A 19,007-nucleotide genomic window follows, 5' to 3' on the forward strand; every position below is an offset into this window, starting at 1 on the left:
CTGCATAAAACGGGATCAAGGTGGCAGCGTGCAACCGATCTGCCCGACGATCGGGCAGAGGGTCAAGGGATGGTGGTTCAGGCGCGCATGTCACCGGGCCGGATGGCCCAGTGTCCAGACATAGGCGGCGACTTTGCGGATGTCCTCGTCGGTGAGGTCGGCGCCGCCCCGGGCAGGCATCGGGCCGCCGGCATTTTTGGGCTGGGGCACGCCATTGCGGATCACCTTGGCAAACGAGGCCGGAGTCCCGTCGGCCCAGAGCCAGGTGGGGCCGACAAGAGCGGGGCCTGCCGAGCTGCCGCGTCCATCAGACCCGTGGCAACCGCTGCAGGTGCCGCCTTTGAGTTCGCCCAGAAAGATGCGGCGGCCGGTGTCGACATCGGCAGCATTCGCGCCGTCGGGAAGAGGCGCGGCACGGGCGACCGGCGCGGCAACGACCGGGGTTGGGGTGGCCTCGGGAGCGGGTGCCAGCGGAGCGTCGGGCGATCCGCGATAGGTCACGCGCCAGATCGTGCCGCGCACGTCATCGGCGATATAGAGCGCGCCGTCGGGGCCCTGCGCAAGACCGGCAGGACGATGGGCGGCGCGGCCCGGTTCGCGGGTTGCACCGGCAAAACCGTCGGCAAAGCGGATCCACGGTCCCGCCTTGGCCCCGTTGCGCAAGGGCTGGAACACGACCTGATACCCGGCTTGGGGCGCGGGCGCGCGGTTCCACGATCCGTGAAAGGCAATGAAGACGCCGTTGTCATAGGCGCCCGGGAACCCGGCACTTGTGGCAGAGGGATGCCAGGCGAGGACATCGTTCGGGGCCCAGTGCGCCGGGAAAGCGGCGACGGGGCCTTTCTTTCCGGCGCAGCGCCCGACGGCCTTGCCGCCGTTGCCGCCATATTCCGGGGCGAGCACCAGTTTGCCCTTGGGGGCGTCGTAGTAACAGGCGGGCCAGCCGAAATCGTCGCCTGCGGCCGGGGCGATCAGTTCCTCGGCGGGAAGTTCGACCCCCTGTTCGGTTGTATAGAGTGCGGGCCAGTTCTGGCTCAGTTGATCGCGACCGTGCTGGACTGCATAGATCCGCCCGGCTGCATCGAAAGTGATCCCGCCGGTGTTGCGGATGCCGGTGGCCCAGCGTTCGGCGGCCGAGAACGGCTGTTCGCGAGCGTCGGCGCGGTATTTCCAGATCCCGGCATGGGTAGCCAGTTGCAGGCAGGGATCGATGCCTTTGGACAGCGGCTGGCGATCCTGTTCCTGGCAGGTGTTCGAAGGAGAGCCCATGTTGACGAACAGATTGCCTTGGGCATCGATGGCAAAGGGATGCATCGGGTGATTGCCGTCGAGCGGCATGCCTTTCACGACGACTTCAGCGGGGCCGGTGGGTTCGAGCCGTCCGGGCGCGACCGGATAGCGAACGATGCTGTCGTTGGTTTCGACATAGAGCCCACCCCGCCACAGGGCGATGCCGTCACCCCCGGCATTGCCCTGTCCGGTGGTGGGGCCAAAGCGCAGGATCTGGTCGGCATGGCCGTCGCCGTCGCTGTCCTTGAGCGCGACGAGGAAGGCTCCGGTCACCGGCGGAAAATTGCGGTAATAGCGGCCCGACCAGCTGTTGACGTAAACGGTGCCGTCCGCCGCGATCGCCATGTGGCGGGTATGGCCGAGATTGTCGGCAAAAACCGTCGCGCAAAATCCGGGGGGGAGAGTGATCCCGGTTTCTGGCGGGTTGCAGGTGTCGGGTACGAGGGGCGCAGGCGCAGGCGCAGGGGTGGCGGCCCCGGCCGGGCTCGGCGCTTTTACGCCTGCGACAAGCGCAAACCCGCCGAGTGCGGCAAGAACGATGGCGGCGGTCGTGGTCCTGGACATGATCGGGTCTCGTCGGGTCGAAAAAAGGGGGGCGTTCAGCGGGGAACTGGCACGAGCCGGAACGGCAATTGCACCGGAGGCGCCTTGTCGGGAGAAAACAGGCCGGAAAGCTGTCCCTGGACGTACCAGCCCTGTTGCCCCAGGCTGTCGACCCCGGTCGGTTCCTTGATCCCTTCGGCCAGGGGTTCGACATGGACATCGGTGCCCGAAACGATCAGCCGGTCGATCCGGCCTGCGCCTTCGGCCAGAAGGAACGTCATGCCGTGAAAGGCGCGCATGCCGTCGGGGGATTTGAGCGGACGGTCCGGCGCGAGGTGCACCACGGCCCCGGCGCTGCCGTCCGCGTTCCGGGTGACGCGGTAAAGCGACCCGTCGCGCACATTGGTAAGATAGAGCGCGCCATCCGAACCAAAGGCAATGCCGTCGAGCCCGCCCTTGCGCGGGGTGGCGGATTCGAAAATCGGGTCCTGTGCCCAGATTTCGAGCGCCTTTGCCCCCGGTTTCCAGCGCAGGACATGCGGTTGTCCGGTGTCGGTCACATAGATCGCGCCGTCGGGCCCGAGTGCGATGTCGTTGCAGACCGGCGCTTCGCCGGGCAGGGCAAGGCTGATGCGGCCTTTGCCGGTCTTGAGGTCGAACGCCTTGAGCCAGTGGCCCGGATCGGCCCCTTCGACATGGGTGGCCGGGGCGGGAAAGCTGTTGGTGCAGGTCCACAACAGATGATGGCGGGGATCGGCAAGCACGCCGAACAGGGCGCCGCTGCCGTATTGGCCCGGCGCGATGAAGTGGTCGACATGCCCGTCGGCCAAACGGACCCGCAGGACGCCGCCGGTCATGCTGCCGACATAGGCCGTGCCGCCGGGCAGGATCGAGACGCTTTCGGGATGAAGGCGATCGCCCGGCAGGTCGATGGCGTGAGGGACATCGGGCCGGGGGGTGTCGGCAAATGCGGACGCGCCCGGCACAAGGGCGGCGCCGACAAGCAGGCCGGAGAGGATGGAACGGGGCATCATGGGAAGGCATCCATTCGCAACGCGATTGCCGCGCCACTCAACAGGATCGCGCGGGGTTTGCCAAGTGGACGCTTATCAAGGGTATATGAGGGGACGAGGGCAGGGCTTTTCAGCGCCGGGTCTTTTGCCACAGCCGCCACAGGCAATAGCCGGTCGTCGCCGAAACCGCCGCCAGACCGAGCATGACGGCGGCCGCAGCCAGCCCGCTCAGGATCAGCGAGCGGATGAGTTCGGCAATGATGGTAATCGCCGTTTTCAAACCGGAGCGACTTTCCCTCAAGATTTTGTCGGCATCATACTCTCGGTTGATGCACACGACGCTTTCAACTGGTTATAACGAACGAGGAGAAATTGTCGTTCCATCTGTCGGGATCAATCGTGCAAAATTTCAAGGTGCGCTTTCCTCGCTTGTCTTCGCGTTTCCGGATCAAGGCCTTGGCGGCAGGGACCGCAGCGGTTGTTCTTGCCGCTTTTGCTCCCGTTTCGGCCCATGCCGGGGCGCCCAAGGCACCTCGCGCGTCGGTCGCGCTGACGTTCGACGATCTGCCGGGCATCGTGCTGAAGCCCGAGCAAGGCTATGTCGACGAAACCAATGAAAAGCTGCTGGAGCGGCTGCATCACTACCATTTCCCGGCGATCGGTTTCGTCAACGAGGGCAAGCTCGACGAGATTGTGCGCGAGCGGCAGATCGCCAATCTTGAACGCTGGATCAAGGCCGGGCACGATCTGGGCAACCACACCTTTTCCCACGGTTCGCCCAATGCCCTCGGGGCCGAAGGCTATATCGCCGACATCGCTCGGGGTGAGCGGGTGATCCGTCCGATGATGGAAAAGGCGCATCGCCGCCTGCAATGGTTCCGCCATCCCTATCTCGAAACCGGCAGCCCTGCGGCCGTCAAGGATCGGATCGACGCCTGGCTGACGGCGCATGGCTATCGCATCGCGCCGGTCACGATCGACTGTGACGACTGGGAATTCGCAGAACCCTATGACGAAGCGGTGATGACCGGGAACAAGGCGCAGGCCGAACGCATCCGCAACGTCTACCTCGCCTATACCGAACGGACCATCGGCTGGTATCGCAAGGGCGCGCGCGTCCTGTTCGGGCGCGACATTTCCTATGTCATGCTGCTCCACGATACCCGTCTCAATGCCGACAGCCTCGATGGTCTTGCCGCGATCTTCAAGCGACAGAACATGAAGCCGGTCGCATTGGACAAGGCCATGCGCGACCCCGCCTACAAGACGCCCGACGGCTATCAGGGCAAGGACGGGATCGAGTGGCTCGAACGCTGGTCGCTGGCGCTCCACAAGGATCTGCCGTGGAACGAGTACGAGGAAGTGCCCAAGCCGATCAGCGAGGAATACAACAAGCTCGACAACCGCTGATCGCCCGATCCCCTCAGCGGAACATGGCGGAGAAGAAGGCGATTCCTGCCACGATCACCGAACTTCCCGCGATCGGCGCGATCAGCAGGAAGAGGATGTTGTAGGCCAGTACCAGCCCGACCACGCGCTGCCCGGTCTTGTTCAGACGGGGGCGTCGCGGTTCGGGCCGGTTCGGCGGGACAGACGGCCATTCGTTGCGCAAGTCGAGAAACATGGCAGCGCACCTTGTCACGTGTTTGATACCGGGTCACGTGTTTGAGACCGGATCTGGCGAGCGCGAGTCTTCCCGCCTGGGCCGCAACGATACCATGGCGTCAAGGAGAGTAAATCCAGCCTTCCGGGTAGGATAATGCATTCTTTGGTCCGATCCGGGGGCGAACGCGGGGCCTTTGCTGTGCCTCGCCAGCCGGGGCGGGGCCCGCTATGGGGATCGGGTGAGCGATCCTTTCCTTGACCTTCCGATCCATGCCGTTCTTCCCGAGCTGGTGGCCGCGCTCGACCGCACGCCTGCGGCCGTCCTGATCGCGCCGCCGGGGGCGGGCAAGACCACCGCGGTTGCGCCAGCCCTGATCGAGCGTGACTGGTGCGAGGGTTCGGTGATCGTGCTCTCGCCCCGGCGCGTCGCCGCCCGCGCGGCGGCCGAACGCATGGCCGAACTTCTTGGCGAACAGGCAGGCGAGACGGTCGGCTATGTCACCCGCCTCGACAGTCGTCGGTCCGCTTCGACGCGCATTCTGGTTATGACCGAGGCCATTTTCGTGGCCACCGTTCTGGGCGATCCCGAACTGGAAGGCGTTTCGGCCGTCCTGTTCGACGAAGCGCACGAACGGCATCTCGACGCCGATCTCGGCCTTGCTCTCGCGATCGAGGCGCAATCGGTGCTGCGTCCCGATCTGCGCCTTGTCGTCATGTCTGCAACGCTCGACGGCGCGCGCTTTGCCGCCCTGTTCGAAAAGGCGGGGCAGGAGCCCGCGCTGGTCGAAAGCGAGGGGCGTGCCCATCCGCTCGAACTGCGCTGGCTCGGCTCGCGTCCCGATCTGACAGTCGAGGCCCAGACCGCCTCGGCGATCCAGCGCGCATGGGGCGAAACGAGCGGCGATATTCTCGCGTTCCTTCCCGGCGTTCGCCAGATCGAGCGTGTTGCCGACCTTTTGGGGGAACGCCTGCCGCATGCGCTGGTGCTGCCCCTGCACGGGCAAGTCGAACCGGCCGGGCAGCGCGCCGCGATTCGCCGGGATCGCGAAGGACGCCGCCGGATCGTGCTCGCGACCAGCATCGCCGAAACCTCGCTCACGCTCGACGGCGTGTCGGTGGTGGTCGATGCGGGCCTGTCGCGCCATGCCGAATTCGACAAAGTGGCAGGGGTGACGCGGCTTGTTACCACGCGCGCCAGTCAGGCTTCGGCGGCGCAGCGCGCCGGACGTGCCGCGCGACAGGGGCCGGGCGTCGCCTATCGTCTGTGGGAAGAGGCTGCCCATGCCGGGCGTCCCGCTTTCGATCCGCCCGAAATCCTGACGCAGGATCTTGCCCCGCTTGCCTTGACTCTGGCTCAGTGGGGCGCGGCTGACGCCGGGGCGCTGGCCTGGCTCGATCCACCTCCTGCGCCGGCTCTGGCTTCGGCGCGAGCAACTCTCGCCGCGCTCGGTGCGCTTGACGGGGAAGGGCGGATCACTGCGCATGGCCGGGCGATGGCGCGCATGCCGATGGAGCCCGCGCTTGCCCACATGCTGCTGTTTGCCGCCGGTCATGGCCGGGACGCGGCTGAAACGGCGGCGCGCCTTGCTCTGCTTTTGCAGGAACGCGGCCTTGGCGGGCGCAGCGAGGATCTCGCGCGACGGCTCGACAGCTGGAACGGCGACCGTTCGGGCCGGGCCGGGGCGGCGCGCCAGTTGGCCGGGCGCTGGGCCGGGGCGGCGTTGCGGCTGGCGGTCGCGGGTCACGACGACGGGGCCGAGATGCCGCCCGGCGTCTTTCTGGCCGAAGCGTTTCCCGACCGGATCGCCCGGGCCCGCGCGGCGAGCGGCGAAGACTGGTTGGCCTCGGGCGGGCGCGGTTATCGGCTCGACCCGGCTTCTCCGCTCGCGACCGCGCGCTGGCTGGTCATCGGCGATGCGCAAGGGGAAGCGCGCGGCGCGCGGATCACGGCTGCACTTGCGCTCGATGAAGCCGACATCCAGCAGTTTCTGCCGCATCGGATCGAGGATCGGCTCACGCTCGACTGGAATGCGAGCGAACGGCGCGTCGAGGCGCGCCGCGAACGGCGGCTGGGATCGATCGTGCTGGCCCGTGTGCCCGACCCTTCGCCCGACAATGCGGCGGTGGTCGCCCGGCTGATCGCGGCTGTGCGCGAGGGAGGATTTGATCTGTTGCCGCTGGGCACGGCAAGTCGGGCGCTGCTGTCGCGTGCGCGCTATGCGGGGCTTGCCGCGCTCGATCCGGCCCTGTTGATCGAGGTCGCCGACGAATGGCTGGCGCCTTTGCTGAAAGGGCGGCGTGATCTCGACGTCGCGGCGGGGCGGTTGCATGAGGCCTTGCTCGATCGACTCGACTGGAACGAGCGGCAGGAACTCGACCGGCTGGCTCCGGCGCAGTTCCGCTCGCCCGCCGGAACGAGCCATCCGATCGATTACGATCATGACGGCGGGCCGACGGTCGAACTGCGGGTGCAGGCTCTGTTCGGGCTCGACCGTCATCCGACCATCGGTCAGCCGCCGCGCCCGCTGCTCTTGTCCCTGACGTCGCCGGGCGGGCGTCCGATCCAGACTACGGCCGATTTGCCCGGTTTCTGGCGTGGGTCCTGGCGCGACGTGGTCAAGGACATGAAGGGGCGGTATCCCAGGCATCGCTGGCCCGACACGCCCTGGACCGAGGACCCCAGTCTCAAGACCCGCAATGCGTTCGAGGCGCAGAAGGGGAAGTGAAACGGGCTCTGGCCCGTCTTTCGCGCCCGACCTTTCGCTATCGCGGCAAAGTTGGACTTGATTTCACCCATGATTCGGATGCAAGCGGATGCCCATGCCTGCACGCATCTATCAACGCCCGAAAAACGCCCTGCAGTCCGGCAAGGCCCGGATGAATGACTGGCTGCTCGAATTCGCTCCGGCGGAGGCGAAGAAGCCCGATCCCCTGACCGGCTGGGCCGGTTCGGGTGATACCCAGCAGCAGGTCGTGTTGCGCTTTGGCAGCGAGGCAGAGGCCCGCGCCTATGCCGACCGCTATGGTATCGAGGTACACATCACCCCGACTCCGCCGCGCCGCCTCAAGCTGCAGAGCTACGCCGACAACTTCCGCTGAGATCTGTTTTTGCGATCTGTTTTTGCCGGGTTATTCTTTTCCCGGCTTGCAATTCGCGGAAAGGGTGGCCATAGGCCGGACCGGGAGTCGGGTGGACGTTTGCGTTCGCCAACCTGGTCAGGTCCGGAAGGAAGCAGCCACAACGAGTTGCGGCGGGTCGCCCGGCTCCTTTTTCGATAGCCCACCCAGTGCCTCAGGCCGGGTGGGCTTCGTGCTTTTCAGACCCCTTCTTCCTTTTCATCGACGGCGCCGTTGCCCCGGGTGTCGGGCTTTGCATCGGGCTTGATCCCGGTCATCCGCGATCGCGCGGTCTCGCGGCGTTCGGTAACGGGGACGGTTCCGGCAACTTTGCCCAATCCGAACTTGGGCATGTTGGCATAGATCGTTTCGAGACCCCGGCGCGGGACGAGATAGGTCTCGTGGAAAATCCCGACGCTGTCGTTCTGCCTGCTTGCCTGATTGAACGCGTGCCATGCGGGCAGGTGATGCTTGTCGGCGGCGCGGGCATAGCGTTCGAGGCTGTCGAAATCGCGCCAGTATTGCGCCAACAGGACCGTGCGCCAGGGCTGGAACAGGTTTTCGGCGCCCAGGAACCCGCTGTCGGGATCACGGGTCAGTTCATCGATCATCGGCCCCATCGCGCGGGCGACGGGCAGCCATTGGCTGACCTGCATGAAGCGGTTGATGCGCATGCCGATCAGGAACACGACCAGCGGTCCGTCATGGCGGGCGGTAAAACGGCCCGGCTGAATGATCGGCATGAACGATTCTCCCCCTGTCTCGTGCGCGATATGTGGAAGGGCGGGCTCGGGACATTCGACAATCGCGCGTGCAACCGGTAGCTAGCGGGATGATGGCTGATTCCACCGACATTTTCGGCGACCCGTCGACGGGCCCCGACGAATCACCGACTGCGGCCGAACTCGAAGCGGCCGGGCAGGCGGCGATGTTCGGGGAACCCGCGCCCGTGCCCGCCCCGACGTCTCCCGCTCCGGCGCCTCCCGTTCCGGCAACGTCTCCGGCTGCTGCGCCTGTGGTCCCGGCGCCCTCGGGCGCGCCGCAGCCCTATCGGGTGCTCGCGCGCAAGTACCGCTCGCAGACTTTCGCCGAGTTGATCGGGCAAGAAGCGATGGTGCAGACGCTGGCCAATGCGATCCGTCGCGGTCGGCTTGCCCATGCGTTCCTCATGACCGGCATTCGCGGGGTGGGAAAGACCTCGACCGCGCGCCTGATTGCCAAGGCGCTCAATTGCATCGGTCCCGATGGGCAGGGCGGCCCGACGATCGATCCTTGCGGGGTGTGCGAACCGTGCCGGGCGATTGCCGAAGGGCGGCATATCGACGTCATCGAAATGGACGCCGCCAGCCATACGGGCGTCGACGACGTGCGCGAGATCATCGAGGCGGTGCGCTATGCCGCCGTATCCGCGCGCTACAAGATCTACATCATCGACGAAGTTCACATGCTCAGCCGCAATGCGTTCAACGCCTTGCTCAAGACGCTGGAAGAGCCGCCGGCGCATGTGAAATTCCTGTTCGCCACGACCGAAGTCGACAAGCTGCCGGTGACGGTGCTGTCGCGGTGCCAGCGGTTCGATCTCAAGCGGATCGAGACGCCGGTCCTCGCCGCTCACTTTGCCTCGATCTGCGACAAGGAAGGGGTAAAGGCCGACGACGAGGCGCTCGCCCTGATCGCGGCGGCGGCCGAAGGTTCGGTGCGCGATGGGCTTTCCATTCTCGATCAGGCGATCAGCCATGCCGACCTTGCCGGTGGCGGCGAAGCGGGCACGCACGTCACAGCCGCCCAAGTGCGCGAAATGCTGGGCCTTGCTGACAAGTCGATGCAGCGTCGCCTGCTCGGGGCCGTGCTCGGCGGCGACGGGCGCAAGCTGCTTGACGAAGTGGCCGGGCAATATGCGCTGGGGATCGAGCCGCTGGCGCTGATGCGGGCACAGCTCGACCTCGTGCACAAGGTTACCTTGACGCAAGTGACCGGCTCTGCCGATGCGCCTGCGGCCGAAGAGCGCATGGCGCTCGAGGAATGGGCCAAGGGATTGAGCGCGGGGCAGCTTCACCGCCTGTGGCAATTGCTGCTCAAGGGGCACGATGAAGTGCGGGTCGCGCCCGATCCGCTGGCAGCCGCGCAGATGGCGCTGTTGCGGGTCATGCACGCGACCGAGATGCCCGATCCGGGCGGGCTCGTGCGCAAGCTCGAAACCATGGTGCGCGAAGCGGCGGTTCAGGCGGCCTCAGCTCCGGTCGCGCAGGCTTCGGGAGAACCGGTGGCCGGGCGTGCCGCGCCGACCATGGTGTCGAGCATCAGCGAGGAAGCCCTGCTCGAGGAATGGGTTTCGCTCGTTGAAAAGGTCGAACATGTTTCGCCCCTTACCGGGTCGACGATGCGGCTTGCGATCCGGGTGGTCCGGCTCACGCCGGGCTATCTCGCCTATGAACTGGCGCCGGGGGTTCCGGGTGATCCAGGGCCGGATATTCGCCGCGGACTCGAGGCTGCGACCGGGGAACGCTGGCAAGTCGAGCGAAGCGAGGGTAAGGGGCGGCCGAGTCTCGAGGAAGCCCGCGCTGCGCGTGTGGCTGCCGAAGAGGCCGCAATGCAGGAAAATCCGCTGGTAAAGGCCGTTTTGGCAGCCTTTCCGCAAGCGCGGATCATTGACGAGCCGGATGCTGAGTCCGGCGCCAGACCCTGGAGCAGGCGCGCATGAAGTCGATGGAAGAAATGATCCAGGCAGCCCAGAAGGCTGCCGAAACCATTCAGAAGCAGATGGAGGACGCCCAGTCCCGTCTCGACGGGATCGAAGTCGAAGGCGTTGCCGGTGGCGGTCTCGTTCGCATCAAGGCTTCGGCCAAGGGGCGCGTGATCGGCGTCGCGATCGACGACAGTCTGCTGGTGCCTTCGGAAAAGGGCATTCTTGAAGATCTCGTCGTGGCGGCGTTCAACGACGCGCGCGGCAAGGCCGATGGTGCCGCATCCGAGGAAATGCAGAAAGTGCAGATGGCCTCCGGGATTCCGGCCGGCTTCAAGTTGCCGTTCTGATCGTTTGAGAAAGGTGGCATTCCGACGCATTGGGGGTGTGGTCGGAATGCCGGAACCTTTTACGGATTTTGACGTTTTCGGCAGTATGGCATAGGCTTGGCTGACCTGTGGGGGTTTCACGGGTCGGCTGCCCCGATGGCGCGAAGAGACGCGCTGCGAAAGGACTTCACTTGCTCGTTTTCCCCGCCGTCGTAGCCGAAGCCGTTGTCAGTACCGAGATTCCCGCCGCGACCGTTCAGCAAACGGCCGTGGCCGCGACGGGGCCTGCCCAGGCCGGTGGTGCTACCGTTGCGCCTTCCGTTCCTGCGACCCCGACTGCTGCGTCTACGGCGCAGGTGAGCGTGCCGGCCGCCGCCCCGACGGCGTCTGCCCCGAATGCCGCCACAGCCGAACCCGCAACACCTTCGGTGACGAGTGCACCTGCTGCTCCCCAGGACGGGAGTGCATCGGCAGCGGCGGCCCAAACCCCGGCAACGCCGACGGCATCGACTCCTGTGGCTGGGACTGCGGCTGCGAGTGCCCAACCCGGGAATACCCCGCCCGCGACCAAGACCGGCGGGAAAAACGAAATCGTCGTGTCCGGCAAGAACGGCGCGTCGAAGATCGACCCGCTGATGAGCGTCAACCAGACGACGTACAGGGTCATGGAAAGCGTGGACAAGGCGATCGTCGCTCCGATCGCCAAGGGCTATCGCAAGCAGGTTCCGAGCCCCATCCGTCGCGGCCTGCACAATTTCTTCTTCAACCTGAACGAGCCGGTCAACGCGATCAACTTCGTGCTTCAGCTAAAGCCGTTGAGCGCGCTCAAGACCGTCGGTCGGTTCGGGCTCAATTCGACGATCGGCGTCGGCGGCTTGCTCGACGTCGCCAAGACCAAGCCGTTCAAGCTGCATTACCGTCCCAACGGGCTGGGCAATACGTTCGGTTATTACGGCATCGGACCGGGGGCGTTCCTGTTCCTGCCCGGCATCGGCCCGACCAGCGTTCGCGACCTCATCGGCTCGATCCTCGACCAGGTGGTCGTGCCCTTTGCCGTGGGCAGCCATTTCAACACGCCCTGGTTCGTCATCCCGGCGAACATCGTGCAGGCGCTCGACTATCGCGTGGGCATCGACGAGGATCTCGAAAAGGTCCGCGAAGCGAAGAACCCTTACATCTATTATCGCCAGCTCTATTTCCGTAATCGCTTCGAGGAAATCGAGGCGCTGCACGGGCGCGGGCCGCTGGCGCGCGGGCAGATCGGCATGGCGCCCTTCGCTCATCCGCTCTACCCTGAGCCGACACCGCCCGCACTCGTGCCCGAACCGGCGGGTGCCGCTCCGGCCGTCGTGGCTCCCCCTGCCGCAGGCGCAGCGCCCAGTGGGCCGACCGTCGGGCCGGTCGAAACGCCGCCCGCTTCTCCGCCCGCTCCGCCTCCCCCGGTCTTCGTCGCGCATCCGGTGGTACAGCCGCTTCCCGCCGGGGCCTGATCGCCAAGAAACGCAAGGCCTGATGCCGTCCTGGGCGGGTGCGGGCTCGCCCTGTGGCGGCAAGACATCCTTTCTGACTAATTTCGGTCGATGTCGGGGGACAAGGCCATTGCGGGCACGCGATGGTCATCCCATATCTGGGAAGAGCCCCGCTGCGGCTCGATCCGGATCGACAGGTCATGTCGCGCCGGAAAAGGCGGGCGGGGGAAAGGATACTGACCGAAATGAATCATTACCCCCTGCTGCCGCTTCGCGATATCGTGGTCTTCCCCGGCATGGTCGTGCCCCTCTTCGTAGGGCGCGAAAAGTCGGTGGCCGCGCTTGAAGCTGCCATGGGCGGGTCGAAGGACATCTTCCTGCTCGCCCAGCTCGATCCCGGGATCGACGACCCGGATCACGACGACCTCTATGATACCGGGGTCATCGCCAAGGTTCTGCAATTGCTCAAGCTGCCCGACGGCACCGTTCGCGTGCTTGTCGAAGGGCACCAGCGCGCGCGCCTTGCCGACCTCGCCGCCGAAACCGGCGCGCATGGGGCGATGCTCGTCGCCGGTGTCGAACCGATCGAACCCATCGTCGTGGCCGGTCCTGAAATCTCGGCCATGATGCGTTCGGTCGTCGATCAGTTCGGCGAATATGCCAAGCTGTCGAAGAAGCTGCCCCAGGATGCGGGGGCCCAGCTCGGCGAAATTGACGACGCGGGCAAGCTTGCTGATGCGGTCGCTGCCAACCTTGCCGCCAAAGTGGCCGACAAGCAGGCCGTGCTGTCCGAAAACGATGCGCTCAAGCGGCTGGAAATGGTGCTTTCCTTCATGGAAGGCGAACTTGGCGTGCTTCAGGTCGAGCGCAAGATCCGTGGCCGGGTCAAGCGCCAGATGGAAAAGACCCAGCGCGAATATTACCTCAACGAGCAGTTGAAGGCGATCCAGTCGGAACTGGGCGGCGGCGACGATGGCCATGCCAACGAGATCCAGGAACTGCAGGACAAGATCGACAGCCTCAAGCTGTCGAAGGACGCACGGGCCAAGGCGCTGGCCGAGCTGAAGAAGCTCAAGACCATGCAGCCGATGAGCGCGGAAGCGACCGTCATCCGCAATTACCTCGACGTCCTGCTCGGTCTTCCGTGGGGCAAGCGCAGCAAGCTCAAGAAGGACATCGGCTCGGCGCAGACGATCCTCGATGCGGATCACTATGCGCTCGACAAGGTCAAGGACCGGATCGTCGAATACCTCGCGGTTCAGGCGCGCACGAACAAGCTGAAGGGGCCGATCCTGTGCCTCGTCGGCCCTCCGGGCGTGGGCAAGACCAGCCTCGGCAAGTCGATCGCCAAGGCGACCGGGCGGCAGTTCATCCGCCAGTCGCTGGGCGGCGTGCGCGACGAAGCGGAAATCCGCGGTCACCGGCGTACCTATATCGGCTCGCTGCCGGGCAAGATCGTCACCAATCTGCGCAAGTCGGGGACGATGAACCCGCTGTTCCTGCTCGACGAAATCGACAAGCTGGGACAGGATTTCCGTGGCGATCCGGCGTCGGCCCTGCTCGAGGTGCTCGACCCCGAACAGAACGCGAAGTTCCAGGATCACTACCTCGAACTCGACGTCGATCTGTCGGACGTCATGTTCGTGTGCACCGCGAACAGCCTCAACCTGCCGCAGCCGCTGCTCGACCGCATGGAGATCATCCGGCTCGAAGGCTATACCGAGGACGAGAAGGTCGAGATTGCCGAGCGGCATCTTGTCCGCAAGCAGATCGAGGCCCACGGGCTCAAGGTCGATGAGTTCACGCTGACGCAGCCTGCGTTGCGCGACCTCATCCGCTATTACACCCGTGAAGCGGGTGTGCGTACGCTTGAGCGGGAAATCGCCCGGCTGGCGCGCAAGTCCCTGCGCCGCATCTTGGAAGGCAAGGACAAGGCGATCACGATCACGCCGGAAAACCTTGACGACTTTGCCGGTGTCCGGAAATTCCGCCATGGCGTTTCGGACGAAGAGAACCAGGTCGGTGCAGTCACCGGTCTCGCTTGGACCGAAGTGGGCGGCGAACTGCTGACGATCGAAAGCGTCACGGTTCCGGGCAAGGGCGCGGTGAAGACCACCGGCAAGCTGGGCGAAGTGATGAGCGAGAGCGTCCAGATGGCGTTCAGCTTCGTCAAGGCGCGCAGCCCGGCCTATGGGATCAAGCCTTCGATCTTCCAGCGCAAGGACCTGCACATCCACTTGCCCGAAGGCGCCGTTCCCAAGGATGGCCCGAGTGCGGGGATCGGCATGGTCACTGCCATGGTGTCGACACTGACCGGCATCCCGGTGCGTGCCGATGTGGCGATGACCGGCGAAGTCACGCTGCGCGGTCGCGTGCTGGCGATCGGCGGGCTGAAGGAAAAGCTGCTCGCGGCTCTGCGCGGCGGGATCAAGACCGTCCTCATCCCCGAGGAGAACCGCAAGGATCTGGTCGAGATCCCGGCCAACATCGTCAACGGGCTGGAGATCATTCCGGTGTCCCATGTCGATGAAGTGCTGGCCCGGGCGCTCGTTTCGCGGCCCGAGCCGATCGAATGGACCGAGGCGGACGACCTCGCCAGTCAGCCGGTAGCGCCCGTCCAGACGGGAATCACGCCTCCGACCGCGCATTGATCGCGACCAAGCGATTGACAGGACCGGCAGCTCCCCCAACCGGGGCGAGCTGCCGGTCTCGTTTCATTTGTTATCCGACGCGAAAAAGCTTCGTCCTGTCCCTGCGGCTTGACACCCCCTCCAGAATCGCCCGGATTCCGGGGATAAATGGCGCAATCGAGCCCCTTTAGCCTTTGACATGCGGGGGCTTCTCCGCTCATGTCCGCCGACCTGTCGCATTGATTCCGACGCCAACATATCCTGCAGTAAAGGTAGGGGGTTCACGGTATGAACAAGAACGATCTGATCAGCGCTGTTGCCGACGCAAGCGGCCTGTCGAAGGGTGACGCGACGAAGGCGGTTGAGGCCGTGTTCGATTCGATCACCGGCTCGCTCGCGAAGGGTGACGAAGTGCGTCTGGTCGGTTTCGGGACCTTCTCGGTTGCCAAGCGCAAGGCCTCGACCGGCCGTAACCCGCGCACCGGCGAACCGATGTCGATCAAGGCTTCGGCTCAGCCGAAGTTCAAGGCCGGCAAGGGCCTGAAGGACGCTGTCAACTAAGTCGCTGGCAGGACCGGCGGCGGCTCGACGAGCCAGTCGTCGGGGAGCCGGCAACAAAAAGCGCCGAGCCTTCGGAAAAAAGCGCCGGGTGGGTTTCCCCCCGGCGCTTTTTTGTGTCCCGTTTCCATCTGCGCCGAGCATCGACCCGGGGCCCGTTCCGTGAAGCGGGACCCCGGATGCGCAGGTTCGTATCAGTCGTCGTCGACCCAGCCTGCTTCGTCGGACCAGCTTTCGTCACCCGCGTCGTCTTCGACGGTCTGGCGCGTGGCCACGGCGTAAAGCGCGATGGCGGCAGCGTTCGAGACATTGAGGCTTTCGATCGCGCGCGAGATCGGCAGGCGTGCGACGGAATCGCAATGCTGCAGGACATTGTGCCGCAGCCCTTCGCCTTCGGCACCCAGAACGAGAGCGACCGGCCCCGTGGGGAGGGCCGAGGGGAATTCCGCCTTGCCTTCACCATCAAGAGCGATGCGCCAGTAGCCGGCTTCCGCAATCGATTCGAGTGCGCGGGACAGGTTGACCACCCGGACCCAGGGAACGACTTCCAGAGCGCCCGACGCCGCCTTGGCAAGGGTGCCCGATTCCGGCGGGGCGTGGCGGTCCTGGGTAATCATGGCGGCGACATCGAACGCTGCGCAGGTGCGCAGGATGGCGCCGACATTGTGCGGGTCGGTTACCTGGTCGAGGATGACCAGCGTGCGCCCTTCGGCCTCGTCGAGAACTTCATCGAGCGCGATGTCTTCGAGCGGGCTGCAATCGAGCACCAGCCCCTGGTGCGGGGCATCGCGGGCGACGAGGCGGGCAAGGTCGGCGGCCTGCGCATATTCGACCGGCAGGGAGCTGGGCAGTTCGGCCTCGTGGTCGTCGAGCATGGCCTGGATCGCCTCGCGCGTGCCCCACAGCTTCTTGGCCGTGCGTGCCGGATTGGTCAGCGCCGCTTCGACTGCATGACGACCCCACAACCGGGTCGCGCCGCCGCTGCCGCGCCCCGACCCGCGTCCTCCGCTCTGAATTCGTCCTTCACGCCCGCGCAAGGCGCCTTTGCGGCGCCCGCCATCGCGGTTTTGCGGGGAACGGTCGTCGGTCGGGCGATGCGGCGGAGCCATGGGCGATGTCTTTCGTGTGGATAGTTGTGAAAAAATCCTGCGCCCTGTGCCAGTAGCCCCATTGACAGGCAAGCCTTGCTTCGCCAAAGGGGCGCCTCACTCGGCCGGTAACGCCGCTTTTCGAAAGAAACGCGGCAGCACGCAGGCTCTCCCGGAAGGGGGCCGGCACCGGCAAATCTGGTGTGGACAGGTGGCCGAGTGGTTAAAGGCAGCAGACTGTAAATCTGCCCGCGCAAGCGTACGCTAGTTCGAATCTAGCCCTGTCCACCACCGACTCCCCTAAGGCTTTGAAAGCAGGGGAAATCGCTGAAATCGAAGGCTTTCAGAACCGCTCAGGTCCAAAAGAGCGGTCCAAATGGCATTGAGAATGGTTCGACTCACTCGCTCCTTATCCGGGCGCTGGGCTGCCCGAAAAGTTATCCCCGCAGACGTGAGAGAAGCCTACGGGCAAGGCGAGGCCAAGCGCACTTGGGACGCCGGATTGACCGAGGGGCAGGCCAAGGCCGCGATGGCGGCATGGTTGGCCGAGATCGAGAACCGCATTGCCGCATTGCGCGCTGTAGCCAAGCCCGCCGACACGCTCCCCGCTCTTGATCTGTCGCAGCGCGAATGCCGCGCGTTGGCAGGCCTGTGGTATGAAGACCTCAAGGCCCGCTACGAGGCCAACCCCGGCGATGCCGAAGGGTGGAGGATCGCTCAGGAGGAGGTGATCCCAGAAGAGACCGCCGCGACCTATCACCTGACCGCCGAGGAGGCCGAGGGGTTGCCGCTGCGGGTTTCGCCCTGGCTAAAGCGGGAGGCTGTCGCGCTTCTGGCCTGCAAAGGCCTACGGTTGACCGATGGGGCCACCGACAGGCTGCATCAGGACATGGCGTCCCTGTGGTTGCGCTTTGCCGACCTGATGGTGCAGCGGGCGCAAGGGGATTGGTCGCCTGATCCTCTGCCTCGGACCTTGCCTGCATGGCAGGAGCCCGCTGCTAAGGCCCCCAAAGAGGAGGCGAAGGGGCCGACCATCACCGAATTGTTCGACGCCTATGTGAGGGAGCGTCAGCCCAAGGAGCGGACCTCTGTGCAGTGGCGGCGCTATATCGGCAGGCTGGAACGCTTCCTTGGGCACGATGACGCCAGCCGGATCACCAAGGCGGACATTGTGCGGTTCAAGGATCACCTGCTGACGGTCCCCAGTAAGGCCACCGGGAAGACCTTGGACGCGAACACCGTGCGCAACGCCTACCTTGCAGCGGCCAAGGCTGTCTTTCAGGCGGCTGTCGATAATGGGCGGTTGCCGTCTAATCCTGTGGCTGATGTGAAGGTGCGCGCGCCCAAGAAGGCCCGCTTGCGAGACCCCAGCCTGACCGATGACGAGGCCCATTTGATCCTGTCGGCTGCCCTTTCGGTGACGTATAGCCAACCGCCCCATCCTGCCGAGTATGCGCGCCGCTGGGTGCCGTGGATTTGCGCTTACACAGGGGCGCGGGTCAGTGAGATAACCCAGCTTCGCAAGTGCGATGTCGTGGAGCGGGAGGGCGTCTGGGCCATCCACATCACCCCGGAGGCGGGCAGCGTGAAGACCGAGGAGGCCCGTTGGGTGCCGCTGCATTCTCACCTGATCGAACAGGGCTTTGTTGCCTTTGTGCAGGCGAGCCGGGAAGGGCCGTTGTTCTATGTCCCCCGCAAGGAGGAAAAGCCGGGGCAGCCGCCCGCGTATAAGCGGACAGGGGAGCGGCTGGCCGCATGGGTGCGAGAGATCGGAGTGACTGACCCCGCTGTGCAGCCGAACCATGGATGGCGGCACAGGTTCAAGACCGTTGGCCGGGGACGATTGGACGCTGAGGCCCGTGACAGGATCGCCGGTCACAAGCCAAGGACCGAGGGCGAGGCATACGGCACATGGACTCTCAGGAGTCTTTCTGAGCAGGTCGAGAAACTGCCCCGGTATGACCTGCCAGCCGGACAAGGGGTGCGCTCCGGGGAGTCCTGAGGGGAATCTGTGGGGCCTTCCCGTCGTCGCCACCACCAACGGCACCACCGCCACCATCCGCACGGCCCTGATCGACAACGAGCCGTGGTTCGTGGCGGTCGATGTGTGCCGTGCCTTGGGCATGGCCATCAACATCCCCGCCACCTACGCCAATCGCGGCTTCTTTTCGGACGAGGAATACCGCTTGCTCCAACGGGAAGACCTCACTCGGTGTGAGGGCTTGGTCGAGACGCTAGACCCTCGCGTTTTTCGCCTCGGTCTCCTGTCGGAGTCCGGCCTCTACAAGCTCATCATGCGGTCGGACAAGAAGGAGGCCCTGGAGTTCCAGCACTGGATCGCTTCGGAAGTCCTGCCGAGCATTCGGAAGACCGGCAAGTATGCGCTGGCCTTGCCTGTCAGGACTCGCCAGATTCGCCCTGAGAGCCAATGCAGTCTCTCCGCTGGGTATGTAGCCAGCCGACTTGATCGGCGTTCTACGGGCTTCCTAGGGCCTTTCCGGGACGCTGGGGTGGCTTGTGTATAATTGCCAGCAATATCAATGACTGGAAAAGTGAGAACCTTTAGGAGGGAGGGCCGGGTCAGTCCCACTATAGGTAAACTTTAAGTCCCACTTTCAGTTACCTTCAGGTTCCCTGTCGGTGGGCTTGCTGGTCTGCCTTGGGTGCCTGTCCTCTATCGCC

At 65.1% G+C, this 19,007-nt stretch carries 16 protein-coding genes, 1 tRNA gene and 1 other RNA gene; 12 read left to right on the forward strand and 6 right to left on the reverse strand.

The genetic code is table 11. The annotated features are described in order from the left end of the window. Positions 1-90 precede the first annotated feature (90 nt). The 3 genes from Y88_RS09450 to Y88_RS19390 all read right to left on the reverse strand — a co-directional run bounded on the left by Y88_RS09450 (position 91) and on the right by Y88_RS19390 (position 3,126). Positions 91-1,854 carry a c-type cytochrome gene (locus tag Y88_RS09450; protein ID WP_008068125.1) on the reverse strand — a complete coding sequence of 588 codons (1,764 nt, stop codon included), beginning with the start codon at positions 1,852-1,854 and terminating at the stop codon, positions 91-93. Between the two features lie 35 nt (positions 1,855-1,889). Further along, positions 1,890-2,867 (reverse strand): SMP-30/gluconolactonase/LRE family protein, encoded by a 978-nt coding sequence (locus Y88_RS09455; protein ID WP_008068127.1) that lies wholly within the window; start codon positions 2,865-2,867, stop codon positions 1,890-1,892. Between the two features lie 109 nt (positions 2,868-2,976). After that, positions 2,977-3,126, reverse strand: coding sequence for a hypothetical protein (locus Y88_RS19390; RefSeq protein WP_008068129.1), 150 nt, complete (start codon positions 3,124-3,126; stop codon positions 2,977-2,979). 149 nt (positions 3,127-3,275) lie between these two features. Between Y88_RS19390 and Y88_RS09460 the strand changes: the two genes are divergently transcribed. Further along, positions 3,276-4,256 carry a polysaccharide deacetylase family protein gene (locus Y88_RS09460; protein WP_232280998.1) on the forward strand — a complete coding sequence of 327 codons (981 nt, stop codon included), beginning with the start codon at positions 3,276-3,278 and terminating at the stop codon, positions 4,254-4,256. 13 nt (positions 4,257-4,269) lie between these two features. Here the strand turns inward: Y88_RS09460 and Y88_RS09465 are convergent, their stop codons facing one another. Then, a complete protein-coding gene (locus Y88_RS09465; protein WP_008068139.1) occupies positions 4,270-4,470 on the reverse strand; it encodes a hypothetical protein in 201 nt (66 codons plus the stop codon). 220 nt (positions 4,471-4,690) lie between these two features. Between Y88_RS09465 and hrpB the strand changes: the two genes are divergently transcribed. The 3 genes from hrpB to ffs all read left to right on the forward strand — a co-directional run bounded on the left by hrpB (position 4,691) and on the right by ffs (position 7,725). Continuing rightward, complete coding sequence (gene hrpB, locus Y88_RS09470; protein WP_008068140.1) at positions 4,691-7,177, forward strand: ATP-dependent helicase HrpB; 2,487 nt, start codon at positions 4,691-4,693, stop codon at positions 7,175-7,177. A 94-nt stretch (positions 7,178-7,271) separates the two neighbouring features. After that, positions 7,272-7,550, forward strand: coding sequence for an ETC complex I subunit (locus Y88_RS09475; RefSeq protein ID WP_026167030.1), 279 nt, complete (start codon positions 7,272-7,274; stop codon positions 7,548-7,550). An 80-nt stretch (positions 7,551-7,630) separates the two neighbouring features. Then, positions 7,631-7,725, forward strand: an RNA gene (ffs, locus tag Y88_RS18935) — signal recognition particle sRNA small type. A 43-nt stretch (positions 7,726-7,768) separates the two neighbouring features. On the opposite strand, the gene Y88_RS09480 is transcribed toward ffs, so the two are convergent. Then, positions 7,769-8,311 (reverse strand): DUF4188 domain-containing protein, encoded by a 543-nt coding sequence (locus tag Y88_RS09480; protein ID WP_008068144.1) that lies wholly within the window; start codon positions 8,309-8,311, stop codon positions 7,769-7,771. An 89-nt stretch (positions 8,312-8,400) separates the two neighbouring features. On the opposite strand from Y88_RS09480, the gene Y88_RS09485 reads away from it, so the two are divergent. The 5 genes from Y88_RS09485 (at position 8,401) to Y88_RS09505 (ending at position 15,240) form a co-directional block, all read left to right on the forward strand. After that, on the forward strand, positions 8,401-10,269 hold the full coding sequence (locus Y88_RS09485) for a DNA polymerase III subunit gamma/tau (protein WP_008068146.1): 1,869 nt from the start codon (positions 8,401-8,403) through the stop codon (positions 10,267-10,269). Next, the gene (locus Y88_RS09490) at positions 10,266-10,601 is read left to right on the forward strand and encodes a YbaB/EbfC family nucleoid-associated protein (protein WP_008068148.1); all 336 of its coding nucleotides are present in this window, start codon (positions 10,266-10,268) and stop codon (positions 10,599-10,601) included. Before Y88_RS09485 ends, Y88_RS09490 begins: the two co-directional genes overlap by 4 nt. 170 nt (positions 10,602-10,771) lie before the next feature. After that, positions 10,772-12,070: an MlaA family lipoprotein gene (locus Y88_RS09495; RefSeq protein ID WP_157132622.1), complete on the forward strand. Its 1,299-nt coding sequence runs from the start codon at positions 10,772-10,774 to the stop codon at positions 12,068-12,070. A gap of 224 nt (positions 12,071-12,294) precedes the next feature. Next, entirely contained in the window at positions 12,295-14,700 is a 2,406-nt protein-coding gene (gene lon, locus Y88_RS09500) for an endopeptidase La (protein WP_008068153.1), read from the forward strand. 267 nt (positions 14,701-14,967) lie between these two features. After that, on the forward strand, positions 14,968-15,240 hold the full coding sequence (locus Y88_RS09505) for an HU family DNA-binding protein (RefSeq protein WP_008068157.1): 273 nt from the start codon (positions 14,968-14,970) through the stop codon (positions 15,238-15,240). Between the two features lie 191 nt (positions 15,241-15,431). On the opposite strand, the gene rlmB is transcribed toward Y88_RS09505, so the two are convergent. Further along, positions 15,432-16,346, reverse strand: coding sequence for a 23S rRNA (guanosine(2251)-2'-O)-methyltransferase RlmB (gene rlmB / locus Y88_RS09510; protein WP_008068159.1), 915 nt, complete (start codon positions 16,344-16,346; stop codon positions 15,432-15,434). Positions 16,347-16,530: 184 nt separating this feature from the next. On the opposite strand from rlmB, the gene Y88_RS09515 reads away from it, so the two are divergent. The 3 genes from Y88_RS09515 to Y88_RS18780 all read left to right on the forward strand — a co-directional run bounded on the left by Y88_RS09515 (position 16,531) and on the right by Y88_RS18780 (position 18,850). Next, positions 16,531-16,616 (forward strand) — tRNA-Tyr (locus Y88_RS09515). Positions 16,617-16,776: 160 nt separating this feature from the next. Then, complete coding sequence (locus Y88_RS09520) at positions 16,777-18,327, forward strand: phage integrase SAM-like domain-containing protein (protein ID WP_232280999.1); 1,551 nt, start codon at positions 16,777-16,779, stop codon at positions 18,325-18,327. Next, positions 18,284-18,850 (forward strand): BRO-N domain-containing protein, encoded by a 567-nt coding sequence (locus tag Y88_RS18780; protein WP_018075986.1) that lies wholly within the window; start codon positions 18,284-18,286, stop codon positions 18,848-18,850. The genes Y88_RS09520 and Y88_RS18780 overlap by 44 nt, the downstream gene beginning before the upstream one ends. The last annotated feature ends 157 nt before the right edge of the window (positions 18,851-19,007 follow it).

The organism is Novosphingobium nitrogenifigens DSM 19370, assembly GCF_000192575.1.
GTDB classification, from domain to species: Bacteria; Pseudomonadota; Alphaproteobacteria; order Sphingomonadales; family Sphingomonadaceae; genus Novosphingobium; species Novosphingobium nitrogenifigens.

What these genes read in the sequence shown, in the direction of transcription:
- Y88_RS09450 (WP_008068125.1), bottom strand. Translation starts at nt 1,854, where the DNA reads ATGTCCAGGACCACGACCGCCGCCATCGTTCTTGCCGCACTCGGCGGG.
- Y88_RS09455 (WP_008068127.1), bottom strand. Translation starts at nt 2,867, where the DNA reads ATGATGCCCCGTTCCATCCTCTCCGGCCTGCTTGTCGGCGCCGCCCTT.
- Y88_RS09465 (WP_008068139.1), bottom strand. Translation starts at nt 4,470, where the DNA reads ATGTTTCTCGACTTGCGCAACGAATGGCCGTCTGTCCCGCCGAACCGG.
- Y88_RS09475 (WP_026167030.1), top strand. Translation starts at nt 7,272, where the DNA reads ATGCCTGCACGCATCTATCAACGCCCGAAAAACGCCCTGCAGTCCGGC.
- Y88_RS09480 (WP_008068144.1), bottom strand. Translation starts at nt 8,311, where the DNA reads ATGCCGATCATTCAGCCGGGCCGTTTTACCGCCCGCCATGACGGACCG.
- Y88_RS09485 (WP_008068146.1), top strand. Translation starts at nt 8,401, where the DNA reads ATGATGGCTGATTCCACCGACATTTTCGGCGACCCGTCGACGGGCCCC.
- Y88_RS09490 (WP_008068148.1), top strand. Translation starts at nt 10,266, where the DNA reads ATGAAGTCGATGGAAGAAATGATCCAGGCAGCCCAGAAGGCTGCCGAA.
- lon (WP_008068153.1), top strand. Translation starts at nt 12,295, where the DNA reads ATGAATCATTACCCCCTGCTGCCGCTTCGCGATATCGTGGTCTTCCCC.
- Y88_RS09505 (WP_008068157.1), top strand. Translation starts at nt 14,968, where the DNA reads ATGAACAAGAACGATCTGATCAGCGCTGTTGCCGACGCAAGCGGCCTG.
- rlmB (WP_008068159.1), bottom strand. Translation starts at nt 16,346, where the DNA reads ATGGCTCCGCCGCATCGCCCGACCGACGACCGTTCCCCGCAAAACCGC.
- Y88_RS18780 (WP_018075986.1), top strand. Translation starts at nt 18,284, where the DNA reads ATGACCTGCCAGCCGGACAAGGGGTGCGCTCCGGGGAGTCCTGAGGGG.